The following is a 14,485-nucleotide window of genomic DNA, read 5'->3' as shown; positions in this document are numbered from 1 at the left end:
TTTTCGTTTGTTTCAATCTAGCAATTGATTAGAACTTGTAGTTTAACGATAAGTTAAACATCGTTCCTAATTGGCTAAAGTGGTAACCATCATACGTCATTTGAGAATAACGTTGGTTAAAACTAATTAAATTTGATTGGTTTTTCACTTGACTAGCATCTGCTAAAAGTGCTTGACCTGCAGCATTTTCTGCTTTGAATTCCCATTCAGGTAATACATTAAATAGGTTGTTAACGTTAAATGCAATTGTGAATTTATCAGTCGCGTTAAAGTTAATCCCTAAATCAGTAACAACCTTAGGAGTAAATTCTGTTCTTAAGTCATTACTCATTCCTTGTTGCTTGAACGTTGTTTTACCAAAATACGTATTGTTTAAATTCCATCCGAATTTTCCAACTTCGTAATTAGCTCCTAAAATCCATTTTGTTTCTGGTCTAGACGTAAAGAATAAAGCTTCTTGAGTTGCATTCACAACCGATTGTCCAGCATTTGCTACAAGAGGAATATCTTTAACATCTCCATCTCTTTCGTTTGTGATGGTATAGTTTCCAGACAAGTTAAGATCTAATACTCCTGTACCTAGTTTAATATCTCTTTTGCTGATTACAACATCAAGACCTGAAGTTCTTGTGTTTAAAGCGTTAGAGAAATAACTAACATCACTCAAGTTGTTTTGAGTAAGTAGCTGATCTAATGGGTTGGTAGCATCTCCTGTTGCTCCAATCTCAGAACCTAATACAATACGGTCTTTTACAGCAATGTTGTAGTAATCAACTGTAAAACTTAAGGTGTTAGTTAATTTCCCACCTAAACCAATTGTAAAGTTATTAGATGTTTCAGCATCTAATTCTTCTATTCCTAAAAGCTTCGCTTGCGTCGATACATTGTTAATTAACCCACCAACTTGAATCCCTTGACCAGGCACAAAGCTATACTGTGCTTTTTGTGTATAAATCTGGTGTAATGTAGGGGCTCTAAATCCTGAAGATACAGAAGCTCTAGCAGTAATCTTGTCAGATAACTTCAAACGAGAACTTAACTTGTATACAAATGTGTTACCAAAATCAGAATAGTTTTCAGCTCTAACAGTACCACTTAATAAGAAAGCGTCAGACACATCATAATCTAAAGAGAAGTAACCTCCAAAGTTATAACGATTGAATTTACCAGAGTTTTCTGGGCTATTTCCTGCAAAAGAATCGGCACCACCACCATCGTAAGATGCTAATTCACCTTCAATTACTTCAAAGGTTTCATTTCTAAACTCAGCACCCATACCAATACTTACTTTGTCAGAAAGAATTCTATTGATATCAATGTTTCCTACATTATGAGAAAAACGTGTTCCACCCGGATCAAATGATTGCTTACTATTTGCACCATATAAAGGAGTCGCTTCAAAATCGCCCGATGTAGGGTTAAAAGAAACACCATATACTTCATTTCTGTTATGAGAATCATTCACCTTATAGGTTTGTGCATTACCACCAGTTGTGAAACTTAAATCTACATTCCAATCGTTGATTGTTGTTTTTAAACCAACAGTTCCATTGTAATCATTTAATAAACCTTCAAAGGTTGGTACATATCCGTCATAACCTCCAGCTGTATTAGGATTGTCTCCAGGGAAAAAATCAGCTAAATAAGGAAATGCATCTGCAGTTCTCCAATAAGGAGTTCTGTAGTTTGCATAAGAATTTACTTTCTTGTACACATATGCTGCGTTAAAATACAACTCTGTATTGTCAGCAACATCATAACCACCATTAATTAAAAACTTAGAAGCAGCCGTTTCAGGAGATCCATTGATGTTATTTGCATCTGGATTACGAGTTAAAAACTCCTCAACAAAAGCTAAATCTGCAGCAGTGTTTGCTGTAAAATCAGCAGCTTCACCAGCAGCATCTACTGTTCCTGGTCTGTTAGCTAAGCTTGTTTTAGACATGTCAACAGTATAGTTAATAAAGCCTTTATCGTCTCCGATAGCAGTTCCATTATTTACACTAACACCCAACATTTCGCCATCACCTTCAGAAGTGATTCCTGTTCTCACAGTTACAGATCCATCTGCTACGTTGTCTTTTAAGATGATGTTCATTACACCAGCAATTGCATCCGATCCGTATTGTGCAGAAGCACCGTCACGAAGAATTTCAACACGCTTGATAGCGTCTGTTGGAATTGCAGAGATGTCAGCACCTGTTTCACCACGACCTGGAGAGGTTTGTGTGTACAACAATGCACTTAGATTTTTACGTTTTCCATTAATAAGGATCAACGTTCTACTAGGTCCCATGTTTCTGATTTCATAAGGATCTAATAAAGAAGTCGCATCGTTCACTGGCGTTTGTACCGTGTTAAATGATGGAATTCTGTACTGTAATGCTTTGTCAAACGTTGCTTGACCTGTTCTAGAAAGCTCTTTGGCTTGTAGAACATCCACTGGAAGTGGAGAATCTGCATTACTTCTTGGTGCTGTACGCGATCCAACAAGGTAAACTTCGTCTAAAGAAGAACCATCTTGAAGGGTCACATTCACGACCGACTGATTTGCTACTGAAACTTCTTGAGTCTCGTAACCTACATAACTAAACACAAGAATTGCATCTGAAGCTGCACTGATTTGATAGTTTCCATCAAAGTCAGAAATTGCTCCATTGCTTGTGCCTTTTTCAACGACATTAACTCCTGTAATAGGAGCTCCATCTGCTCCAGATACCGTTCCGGTAACTTGAGCTGTTGCAAAATTAATACTAGCAAAGGCTAGCATTAGGATGTAAAAATTTTTCATTTGTTATAGTTTGTTAATAATTAGTTAAACAAATATACTTTAATATAATTAACAAATCTTTAATATTAGTGTAAAAAAATAATCAAATTAGTAATCTAATGATCTATTATTACGAAAACAACAGAATATAATTGATGTATAGTTTGTGATAATACAATAATAAAAAACGTTTAAAATAATATTAAATATCATAAACAAATATATTGTAATTCCTTTTTTAAGCCTTTATAAAAAAATAACAATAAAACAGAATGGCTTGATTTTAATGATTTAAATTAATATTTAGTCGATTAAAAATAAAAAAGAGGAGATTTAAGTAATCAAAACAGAGAGATTAAATGTTGATTTAAATAATTACATTTGCAATCAAATTTTTTAAGATATGAAAGCAGGTATTGTTGGATTGCCAAACGTTGGAAAATCAACCCTTTTTAATTGTTTATCAAATGCTAAAGCACAAAGTGCGAATTTCCCATTTTGCACAATTGAACCCAATATAGGGGTGGTCAATGTGCCAGATCCACGGTTATCAAAACTGGAGGAATTGGTTGTGCCAGAAAAAGTGGTTCCTGCTACGGTGGAGATTGTGGATATTGCAGGACTTGTAAAAGGGGCTAGTAAAGGTGAAGGACTGGGGAATCAATTTTTAGGAAACATTCGTGAAACGGATGCTATTCTACACGTATTGCGTTGTTTTGATGACACCAATATTATTCATGTTGATGAAACCGTCGATCCGATTAGAGATAAAGAAACCATTGATATGGAGCTTCAATTGAAAGATTTGGAGACCACTGAAAAAAAACTAGAAAAAGTAAAACGCGCTTCTCGAACGGGCAATAAAGACGCTCAAAAAGAAGAAGTGATTTTAATAAAAATAAAAGAAAATTTAGAAGCTGGAATTTCCATTCGCGCCCTTGAATTTTCTGAAGATGATTATTTAGAATTTGTAAAACCCCTCCAATTTATTACCGACAAACCAGTGATGTATGTCTGTAATGTGGATGAAGCATCCGCAGTTTCAGGAAATGCCTATGTAGATTTAGTCAAAGCAAACGTTGCCAATGAAAATGCAGAAGTATTGGTACTTGCGGTAGGGACGGAAGCTGATATTAATGAATTAGATGACTATGAAGAACGCAAACTATTTCTTCAAGATATTGGACTGGACGAACCTGGTTCTGCAAAACTGATCCGTTCGGCGTATAAATTATTAACGCTGCAAACGTATTTTACGGCGGGTGTTAAAGAAGTGCGCGCTTGGACCATCAATATAGGAAGCTCTGCACCACAAGCTGCTGGGGTGATTCATACCGATTTTGAAAAAGGATTTATTCGTGCCGAAGTCATTGCGTATGAAGACTTTGAAAGTTTAGGATCTGAAGCAAAAGTGAAAGAGGCAGGGAAAATGCGTGTGGAAGGTAAAAATTACACTGTCAAAGATGGAGACGTCATGCATTTCCTTTTTAATGTATAAAAAAATAAGTACTAATAAATTGAAAGCCAATGTTCTCAACAACATTGGTTTTTTTTTGTTAATTAATTTGTGTTTTAAAGGTTTTATTTTTTATGCTGATGTACTATATTAGCGTCCTGTCAGGAAATACTTTATGGCTCAAAATACAGATTACACAGAAGATAACATTAGATCCCTCGATTGGAAGGAGCATATTCGTATGCGCCCCGGTATGTACATTGGGAAACTTGGAGATGGCTCTTCGGCTGATGATGGTATTTATATTTTATTGAAAGAGGTTTTAGACAACTCTATTGATGAATTTGTCATGGGTGCAGGTAAATCCATTGAGATTTCCATTCAAGGCAGTAAAGTCATTGTGCGCGATTTTGGTCGTGGCATTCCGTTAGGAAAAGTCGTTGATGTGGTTTCTAAAATGAATACCGGTGGTAAATATGATTCTCGTGCCTTTAAGAAATCAGTTGGTCTAAATGGGGTTGGTACCAAAGCCGTCAATGCATTGTCCTCCTTTTTTAGAGTGGAATCGACGCGAGACGGGAAATCGGCTTCCGCTGAATTTTCATCAGGAGTTTTAAACCATCAAGATTTATTAGACGACACCACCAGACGTAAAGGAACCAAAGTGTCCTTTGTGCCCGATGAAGTTATATTTAAAAATTACAAGTACCGAAATGAGTATGTCGCACGTATGCTTAAAAACTACGTGTATTTGAATCCGGGCTTGACCATTTTATTTAATGGTGAAAAGTTTTTCAGTGAAAATGGATTAAAGGATTTATTAGAAGACAATACCAATGCTACGGATATGACCTATCCAATCATCCACCTGAAAGGGGAAGATATTGAAGTCGCCATTACCCACAGTAAAACCCAATACAGTGAAGAATACCACTCCTTTGTCAACGGTCAAAACACCACTCAAGGAGGGACGCATTTAGCGGCTTTTAGAGAGGCGTTGGTCAAAACCATTCGAGAGTTTTATGGTAAAAACTATGAAGCATCCGATGTTCGGAAATCGATCATTTCTGCCATTGCAATTAAAGTCATGGAGCCTGTTTTTGAAAGTCAAACAAAAACAAAATTAGGGTCGACCGATATGGGAGGCGAGTTGCCAACCGTCCGAACCTTTATCAATGATTTTTTAAAAACACAGTTAGATAATTTTCTACATAAAAATCCAGATACCGCCGAAGCCATTCAGCGCAAAATTTTACAAGCCGAACGCGAACGAAAAGAATTGTCGGGTATCCGTAAGATGGCGAAAGATCGTGCTAAAAAATCGAGCCTACACAATAAAAAACTAAGAGATTGTCGTGTACATTTTGGAGATATCAAAAATGGACGTAATCTAGAATCTACCTTATTTATAACCGAGGGAGATTCCGCATCTGGTAGCATCACCAAATCCAGAGATGTCAATACACAAGCCGTTTTTAGTCTAAAAGGAAAGCCTTTAAATTGTTATGGGCTCACCAAAAAAATTGTGTATGAAAACGAAGAATTTAATCTGTTGCAAGCGGCTTTAAATATTGAAGAATCGATTGAAGATTTACGTTACAATAACATTGTTATCGCAACGGATGCCGATGTCGATGGAATGCACATCCGTTTATTATTGATCACATTTTTCCTTCAATTTTTCCCAGAAATTATTAAAGAAGGTCATCTATATATCTTACAAACGCCTTTATTCAGAGTGCGTAATAAAAAAGAAACCATCTATTGTTATTCGGAACAAGAACGTAGAGATGCGGTTCAGAAATTAAAGCCAAAACCTGAAATCACTCGATTTAAGGGATTAGGAGAAATCTCGCCAAATGAATTTAAATATTTTATTGGGGAAGACATTCGATTGGATCCTGTGATGTTAGATTCTGACACCACGATTGAATCCTTACTTCAATTTTATATGGGTAAAAACACACCCGACCGTCAAAAATTTATTATTGAAAATCTAAAAGTTGAACTTGATATTATCGAAGAAGAGGTATGATAGAAGAAAACGACGGTATCACAAATGACAACACGGACAATCAAGAAACGATTACTCGAGTTACGGGTATGTTTAAAGATTGGTTCTTAGATTATGCGTCCTATGTTATTTTAGAACGTGCAGTTCCTGCTATTGAAGACGGATTTAAACCTGTTCAGCGTCGGATTTTACATTCGATGAAAGATTTGGATGATGGTCGCTATAATAAGGTTGCTAATATTGTAGGTCATACCATGCAGTACCACCCGCACGGGGATGCAAGTATTGCCGATGCGATGGTTCAAATTGGTCAAAAAGATTTACTTATTGATGCGCAAGGAAACTGGGGAAATGTTCTCACAGGAGACAGAGCTGCCGCCTCAAGATATATTGAAGCACGACTTTCTAAATTTGCGTTAGACGTTGTTTTTAATCCAAAAATTACAGAATGGCAAGCCTCTTACGATGGGCGTCGCAAGGAGCCGATCAATCTTCCTGTCATGTTTCCGTTGCTATTAGCACAAGGAGCCGAAGGAATTGCCGTTGGACTGTCCACAAAAGTATTGCCTCATAACTTTATCGAACTTATTGAGGCGTCTATAAAACATCTTCAAGGAAAACGATTCACCATTCTTCCTGATTTTGCTACAGGTGGTGTGGCAGATTTCAGCAATTACAATGATGGATTACGAGGGGGAAGAGTCCGTTGTAGAGCGAAAATCTCACAACTCAACAAAAACACCTTGGTCATTACCGAAGTTCCTTTTGGAACGACTACCTCTTCATTAATTGATTCTATTCTTAAAGCCAATGAGAAAAGTAAAATTAGAATCAAAAAAATCGAAGACAACACTGCTGCGGAAGTTGAGATTTTAGTGCACTTACCAGCAGGAATATCTCCTGATAAAACCATCGATGCCTTATTTGCGTTCACCTCTTGTGAAACGGCTATTTCGCCTCTGGGATGTGTTATTGAGGATAACAAGCCATTGTTTGTGGGTGTCACCGAAATGTTGAGACGTTCTACAGATCATACGGTAGAATTATTAAAACAAGAATTAGAAATTAAATTAGGTGAGTTTGAAGAGCAATGGCATTTTGCTTCTTTGGAACGCATCTTTATAGAAAATAGAATTTACCGCGATATTGAAGAAGAAGAAACGTGGTCAGGTGTGATTAGCGCGATTGATAAGGGACTTCAACCTCATATCAAACATTTAAAGCGTGCGATTACGGAAGAGGATATCTCTAGATTAACAGAAATCCGAATTAAGAGAATTTCTAAGTTTGACATTGACAAAGCCCAACAGAAAATTGATGCTTTGGAAGATCAAATTGCGGAAACCAAAGGGTTTTTAGCAAATCTAATCAACTACGCGATTGATTATTTCAAACGCTTAAGATCTGAATACGGCGCTGGAAAAGAGCGTAAAACCGAAATCAAAACGTTTGGGGATGTAGATGCGACAAAAGTTATTATTAGAAACACAAAACTCTATGTCAATAGAAAAGAAGGCTTTGTAGGAACAGGCCTGAAACGTGATGAATATGTATGTGATTGCAGTGACATTGACGATATTATCGTGTTTACGAAAGATGGTAAACTGATGATTACGAAGGTGGATAGTAAAACCTTTGTTGGTAAAGATATTATTCATGTGGCTGTTTTTAAGAAAAAAGATAAGCGTACCATTTATAATATGATTTATAAAGATGGTAAAGGCGGGGCCTCTTATATCAAACGGTTTGCGGTTACAGGGGTGACTCGCGATCGTGAATATGATTTGACGACAGGAAAGCCAGCTTCTGATGTTTGGTATTTTTCTGCCAATCCAAATGGCGAAGGCGAAGTTGTTTCGGTCTTATTACGTCAAGTAGGAAGTATTAAAAAATTAAAATGGGACATCGATTTTGCAGATGTTATTATAAAAGGAAGGGTCTCTAAAGGAAACCTAGTTACTAAGCATGCCGTGAAACGCATCGAACTTAAGGAAAAAGGAGTCAGTACACTGAAGCCTCGAAAAATTTGGTTCGATGATACCATTCAGCGTTTAAACGTGGACGGTCGTGGTGAGTTGGTAGGAGAGTTTAGAGGGGAAGACCGCATTTTGGTTGTCACGCAATCTGGAATTGCTAAAACGATTATCCCTGAAATTACGGCGCATTTTGATGAGGATATGATTGTCTTGGAGAAATGGATTCCTAACAAACCGATATCTGCTATTTACTTCGATGGTGAAAAAGAAAGACACTATGTCAAGCGTTTTTTAATTGAAAACGAAAACAGAGAAGATGTCTTTATTTCTGAACATGCTTCCAGCGTCTTAGAAATAGTTTCCACCGATTGGCGCCCCGTCGCAAAAATAGCGTTTGCTAAAGACAGAGGAAAAGAACGTCGTGAAGATCAAATTATCGATTTTGAACAGTTTATCAGCGTCAAAGGTGTTTCGGCTTTAGGAAACCAATTGACAAAGCTAAAAGTCAATCAAATCGACCTGATGGAATCCTTGCCTTACGAACAAGCTGAGGAAACCCCTGCGGATGAAATAGATGTCGTTGGAGAAGAAATTGTAGAGACTCCAGCAGAGACTATCACGGAAGACACGAAAGAAATTTCAGAAAAACCTCTAACGGAAAATAAGGCTATAGATCCAGCAAAAGACTCTGAATCAGATATAGATGCTAATGATGAAGGGCAAACCACCTTATTCTAATATAAGACGTTTCGCTTCTCCTTTTTGTTTGTTAGTATCGCCTACATAGCCGTATTCAAACCTGTAGCTATCTTTTGTTGTTGTTAGAATTTTAAGATGAATGTCTTTTTGTTCTGCACGGTTTTTAGGGTTAATGGTTTTAAAAACCATCTCACAATCATTGATCCAACGTACATTGGTAGAGTCTATAGAACCATTAAAAGCTTCCACTTGAAGCTCCGACGTTCTAGAGAATGTCGATGTATAGTCAACCCTATCAATGGTAATTGTACTCTCAAAAGTTCCTGTTTTAAAATCATTACAATTGCGTTCTACTTCGTAGCAACTGCTAAATACTAAAGCACTCAATATTATTAGATATTTCATTTATTTTGGATGTAAAAATTCAAATGATTGATGCTACAAACATACAAAACGGATCTAGCAATCTAAATTATTTAGATGTATTCATCGAATAATTCTTAAAACTCCCATCTCGATAAAAAATCACGATACGTTCAATAGAGTCATCCCCATTAGAAATTGCAGCAATAGGATTTGAAGGAATTTGTGTGGACTCAACTTTTTGGGGTGGGGCAGAGCTTTTAGGAAATTCACCGACACCACTTAAAAGCCATAAAAGTTCAATGTCTGGAAAAGCATTGAGCACTTTGGTGATAAATTCTAAGCTTGGTTTATTTCGACCACTTAATATATGAGAAATACTGGAGCGTTGTACCGTGATAATTTCAGCAAAGGCAGAAGCCGATAAACCATAATAGTCGAGGATTTTTTTGAGTCGGGTGTTGAATTCGGTTGTGTTTATCATTGTTTACATGTGTAGCATTATAAGGCGGTTACAAATGTAACACATTGATGTCTTATATGCAAACAACGGTGTAAGTTGATTGAAAATAGAGTAAATCATAACTTTAATTAATCTACATAATATATTGATAAATAAGTTATTAATATGCATTAAGTAAAAAACACTTTTAATCCGACTTACAGTGTGCATTTATCTCACAAACTCGTTTACATTTGTGAATGATAAACTCTTTTAGTTCGTTTACAAATGTAAAAGGTAGAATGTTTACATTTGTAATCTTATTAAATACGCATGTTAGACGCACCTTACTTTATATCACAATACAATTCCTTAAAAGCAACTACTTTAGGAAACCGTTATATCACAAATGCACATATTGAACCCTTGTTAAATTCCTTGTCGAAACAATTCAGTCAAACCATTTTAGGGGTTTCGGAAGCTGGACTGCCAATTCACGGCCTTCAAATTGGGAGGGGTTCCAAGCGTATTTTAATATGGTCGCAAATGCATGGTAACGAAAGCACAACTACAAAAGCACTTTTTGATCTCTTTAGTTATTTTGAATTACCCGATTCTAAAACGCTTTTAGAGGGATGTACGCTTTTTATAATTCCGATCCTTAATCCAGATGGGGCAGAAGCCTATACGCGTTTAAACGGCAATCAAATCGATTTAAATAGAGATGCAAAGGCGTTGACTCAGTCTGAAAGTAAAATTTTAAGAACGGCTTATGAGGACTTTAAACCTCATTTTTGTTTCAATATGCATGGGCAACGTACGATTTTTAGCGCAGGAAATACGCATAATTCTGCTGTTCTTAGCTTCCTGTCACCTTCTGAAAATGAAGAACGCTCTTTAACAGTCACCCGTCAGAAATCGATGGAAATCATACAGGTCATGAATCAAGCATTACAGCCGTATTTACCCAACCAAATTGGGCGTTACGACGATGGGTTTAACGACAGTTGTGTAGGAGATTATTTTCAGAGTCATGGAACGCCCACCATTCTGTTTGAGGCGGGGCATTTTCCAGAGGACTACAAGAGGGAAGAAACACGAAAATACATGGCCTTAGCCCTTATTAGCGCTCTGGACTATGTAGCAACCAACCCTGTATCAGGCGATGCTTACAAACCATATTTTGATATTCCTGAAAATGGTAAATTATTTTACGATGTCATCGTTAGAAATGCATTGCTCAATCCATTAACCCCAAAAGTGTTTAGTGATATAGGTATACAGTTTACGGAAGTGTTAGTGTCTGGAGTAGTTCGGTTTCAACCTAAAGTTGCGTTTATCGGAGATTTAAATGATAAACTAGGACACTTAGAGCTGGATGCTAACTTTAAGCAGGTGTCGCATCCTGATTTTGAGGTGTTGTCAGAAGATTACGAAATCGATTTCATTACGATAGAATTAACGAAGATATCATTGTTTGGTAATAATAATTTAATATAAGCTTTCATTTTTTGTTTAAAATTTAGTAAATTTGCAAATATCTTGAATATTAATTATAATGAAAATAAATAAATTGGCCAAAGTAAAATTAGACGAAATCGATCACCAAATATTAGATATGTTGATTGACAATACAAGAGTTCCGTTCACTGATATCGCTAAAAAATTACTAATTTCTGCTGGTACGGTTCACGTGAGAGTAAAAAAGATGGAGGATGCCAAAATTATTAAAGGTTCTTCTTTAACCTTGGATTATCAAAAATTAGGATATTCTTTTATTGCTTATGTAGGTGTTTTTCTACAGAATACTTCTCAAACAAAATTTGTTTTAGAGCGTATTTATGAAATTCCACATGTAACGGTTGCACACATCACAACAGGTAAATTTAATATCTTCTGTAAAATTCGTGCAAAGAGCACAACACATGCAAAGGAAATTATCTTTAAGTTAGATGAGATTGAAGGTGTTTACAGAACAGAAACAATGATTTCACTAGAAGAAAGTATCAACGATAAAAAACGTTTGATGCATTCTATTTTTAATGATTTGAGTGATTAAATGGGTTTATGAGGCGTAATATGAAAAGGCTTCATCGATTAACTGATCCTCAACAATGACATCAACCTTACAAATTCCAATAGATTCTAGCAGTGCATATTTAATTTGCCCGTGAGAATTCTTTTTATCATACTTCAAAAGCTCTATTATTGAGCTTTTGTCGTTTTTGGTAAGATCTACAGTACCGTAAATCGTTTTAAACGTATTTTTTATTTGGGTGAGTTCTTCTTCTGAGAGTCCGCAAGTCTTCATCGATAAATAGCCTTCCATAATCATTCCTGCGGCAATAGCTTCCCCGTGCAGTAAAGTTTGTAGGTTGTCATTGTCCAAACAATAGGATTCAATCGCATGCCCCAAAGTGTGACCGAAATTTAATTGTTTTCGCTCGCCTTGTTCATTTGGATCTCGCTTCACCACTTCGTTTTTTATAATGATAGACTCGTGGATTAAGCCTTCTAAGTCAGAAATATTTAAAGCCTTTAAATCGCACAAACGGTTCCAATAATCTGAATCTTTAATCAATCCATGTTTTAACATTTCAGCAAGTCCAGAGCGCATTTCTTCCGCTGGAAGCGTTTCTAAAAAGGAAACATCTACAAGCACCATGTCGCTAAAATTAATGACTCCAATTTGGTTTTTAATTGTTCCTAAATCCACCCCTGTTTTTCCTCCAACAGAAGCATCTACCATGGATAGGAGTGAAGTTGGTACGTTTATAAAACGGATACCACGTTTAAATGTGGACGCTACAAACCCTCCTAAATCGGTGACAACACCACCGCCCAAATTGATAATCAATGATTTTCGGTCGCCATCCAAATCAGAGAGACTGTGCCAAATTTGAGTACAAGTATCCAATGTTTTATGGATTTCTCCCGCTTCCATCTCAATGATTTCTAAAGTCATATCAATGTCAATGTTTGATAAAAACTTTGGCAAACAATGGGTGTGCGTATTCGTGTCCACCAAGATGAATATTTTAGAAAAATGGGAAGTTTCTAAATAGGCATTTAATTCTTTATAACAGGTTTCATTAAAATGAATTGAATACGATGTGGATGGTATGGTTTTCATGAATTAAGTGGTCAAAATATTAAAGCGTGAAATTAAGTAGAAATTTATAAATAATATAATTACTATTAAATATATTTGTGAGAAACTAAAAGCATTTATTATGGCTGTTGATTTTAACAACACAAAAATAGCGTTTCATCTTAAATCTGATTTGGAATTGGAACGCGCCTATTTTTTGTTTAAAATGATTTCGATTGAACCCCTCGTTCGTATTGGGACTGCCGCTACTAACTTTGCACTCAAAGCGCATCTTCCGGTTGAAGGTTTGATCCGCTCCACCGTATTTGACCATTTTTGTGGTGGGGTCAATGAACAAGATTGTGTGCCAACAATAGATAAAATGTATGCCAGTAAGGTGTACAGTGTTTTAGATTACTCTGTTGAAGGGAAAGGGGTGGAGAGTCAATTTGATTTAGCCCTTGAAACCATTTTAAAGCTTATTGAATTTTCTAAAGACAAAGAAGCCTTGCCTATCGCCGTATTCAAGCCGAGTGCTTTTGGAAGTTTTGATTTGTATCAAAAAATCAGTGAAAAGAAAACGTTGACAGCATCTGAAAATGAACAATGGGAACGCATCAAAAATCGCTTTGAAAAAGTATGTGCATCAGGGAAATTAAATAATGTAAAAATCCTTATTGATGCGGAGGAAAGCTGGATTCAAGATGCGGTGGATGATTTGATTTTAGAATTGATGCAAACTTTTAATACCGATGCTTTGATCGTTTACAGCACCTTACAAACCTACCGTTGGGACCGTTTGGACTATCTTAAAGAAATTCATGCCAAAGCCAAACAGAATAATTTTAAACTAGGGTTTAAGGTGGTTCGGGGGGCTTATATGGAAAAGGAACGAAATCGCGCTAAAGAGTTGGGTTATAAATCGCCTATTTGTGGTACGAAGGAAATCACGGACGCCCTGTTTAATGATACAATTACGTATATACTTTCTAATCTGGATTCCATCCATCTTTTTATTGGAACGCATAATGAAGAAAGTTCTCAATTAGCACTAGAACTCATGGAAACCTCTAAGATATCTAACAATGATGCTCGTGTTTGGTTTGGACAGCTTTACGGCATGAGTGACCATATTAGCTACAACTTGGCGGAACAAGGCTATAACGTCGCTAAATACGTCCCTTTTGGCCCCGTAAAAGATGTGATGCCATACCTAATTAGAAGGGCGGAGGAAAACACCTCGGTTGCTGGACAAACAAGTCGAGAGCTCTCCTTGATAAAAAAAGAAAAACAAAGACGAAATGTCTAACGGATTATAAGTGTTTTGATTGTTGCTACGCGTTCACAATTTTCAACATCCAATTCATAGACATCTCCCACAACACGATACGTTTTGCAAGGCACTGAATTGGTGTCACTTTTGCTGAAATTTATATCTGCCCCTTTAAATATGGAATTTAAAGTTAAGGTATCAATTACATTGTTATTGAGTTGCTCTTGAACGGATTCAGAATATTTAAGACTCTTAATTTGAATGTTTTTCAATACACGCGCATCAGGGCCGTAGGCACAACTTGTTTTTTTTCCACTTAAAAAAAACATTAAAAAGACCAATCCTATGGAGAAGCCTCCAAAGTAAAAGACAAAACGGTAAGCAAGCTTCATTTATTAATT

At 36.4% G+C, this 14,485-nt stretch carries 11 protein-coding genes; 6 read left to right on the top strand and 5 right to left on the bottom strand.

What is annotated here, in order from left to right; genetic code table 11:
- Positions 1-28: 28 nt before the first annotated feature.
- Positions 29-2,791, bottom strand: coding sequence for a TonB-dependent receptor (locus FORMB_RS00210; RefSeq protein WP_069675540.1), 2,763 nt, complete (start codon positions 2,789-2,791; stop codon positions 29-31).
- A 382-nt stretch (positions 2,792-3,173) separates the two neighbouring features.
- On the opposite strand from FORMB_RS00210, the gene ychF reads away from it, so the two are divergent.
- The 3 genes from ychF (at position 3,174) to FORMB_RS00195 (ending at position 8,954) form a co-directional block, all read left to right on the top strand.
- Entirely contained in the window at positions 3,174-4,268 is a 1,095-nt protein-coding gene (gene ychF, locus FORMB_RS00205; RefSeq protein WP_069675539.1) for a redox-regulated ATPase YchF, read from the top strand.
- Between the two features lie 133 nt (positions 4,269-4,401).
- A complete protein-coding gene (locus tag FORMB_RS00200; protein WP_069675538.1) occupies positions 4,402-6,261 on the top strand; it encodes a DNA topoisomerase IV subunit B in 1,860 nt (619 codons plus the stop codon).
- Positions 6,258-8,954, top strand: coding sequence for a DNA gyrase/topoisomerase IV subunit A (locus FORMB_RS00195; protein WP_069675537.1), 2,697 nt, complete (start codon positions 6,258-6,260; stop codon positions 8,952-8,954). The genes FORMB_RS00200 and FORMB_RS00195 overlap by 4 nt, the downstream gene beginning before the upstream one ends.
- Here FORMB_RS00195 and FORMB_RS00190 read toward each other — a convergent pair.
- Both FORMB_RS00190 and FORMB_RS00185 read right to left on the bottom strand, forming a co-directional pair.
- Complete coding sequence (locus tag FORMB_RS00190) at positions 8,946-9,320, bottom strand: DNA topoisomerase IV (RefSeq protein ID WP_069675536.1); 375 nt, start codon at positions 9,318-9,320, stop codon at positions 8,946-8,948. The genes FORMB_RS00195 and FORMB_RS00190 overlap by 9 nt on opposite strands.
- Before the next feature lie 67 nt (positions 9,321-9,387).
- A complete protein-coding gene (locus FORMB_RS00185) occupies positions 9,388-9,762 on the bottom strand; it encodes a helix-turn-helix domain-containing protein (RefSeq protein WP_069675535.1) in 375 nt (124 codons plus the stop codon).
- A 291-nt stretch (positions 9,763-10,053) separates the two neighbouring features.
- Here FORMB_RS00185 and FORMB_RS00180 point away from each other — a divergent pair, with 291 nt between their 5' ends.
- Positions 10,054-11,220, top strand: a complete 1,167-nt coding sequence (locus FORMB_RS00180; protein ID WP_069675534.1) for a M14 family zinc carboxypeptidase — start codon at positions 10,054-10,056, stop codon at positions 11,218-11,220.
- 73 nt (positions 11,221-11,293) lie between these two features.
- Entirely contained in the window at positions 11,294-11,779 is a 486-nt protein-coding gene (locus FORMB_RS00175) for an Lrp/AsnC family transcriptional regulator (RefSeq protein WP_069677835.1), read from the top strand.
- Positions 11,780-11,785: 6 nt separating this feature from the next.
- Here FORMB_RS00175 and aroB read toward each other — a convergent pair whose 3' ends face one another.
- On the bottom strand, positions 11,786-12,853 hold the full coding sequence (gene aroB, locus FORMB_RS00170; protein WP_069675533.1) for a 3-dehydroquinate synthase: 1,068 nt from the start codon (positions 12,851-12,853) through the stop codon (positions 11,786-11,788).
- A gap of 100 nt (positions 12,854-12,953) precedes the next feature.
- Here aroB and FORMB_RS00165 point away from each other — a divergent pair, with 100 nt between their 5' ends.
- The gene (locus FORMB_RS00165; protein ID WP_069675532.1) at positions 12,954-14,120 is read left to right on the top strand and encodes a proline dehydrogenase family protein; all 1,167 of its coding nucleotides are present in this window, start codon (positions 12,954-12,956) and stop codon (positions 14,118-14,120) included.
- On the opposite strand, the gene FORMB_RS00160 is transcribed toward FORMB_RS00165, so the two are convergent.
- Positions 14,117-14,476, bottom strand: a complete 360-nt coding sequence (locus tag FORMB_RS00160) for a hypothetical protein (RefSeq protein WP_069675531.1) — start codon at positions 14,474-14,476, stop codon at positions 14,117-14,119. The genes FORMB_RS00165 and FORMB_RS00160 overlap by 4 nt on opposite strands.
- Between the last annotated feature and the right edge of the window lie 9 nt (positions 14,477-14,485).

The sequence above is a fragment of the Formosa sp. Hel1_33_131 genome (assembly GCF_001735745.1).
Classification (GTDB): domain Bacteria; phylum Bacteroidota; class Bacteroidia; order Flavobacteriales; family Flavobacteriaceae; genus Hel1-33-131.
Note: the sequence above shows the minus strand (reverse complement) of the source record. Positions and strands in the feature narration are given on the sequence as shown.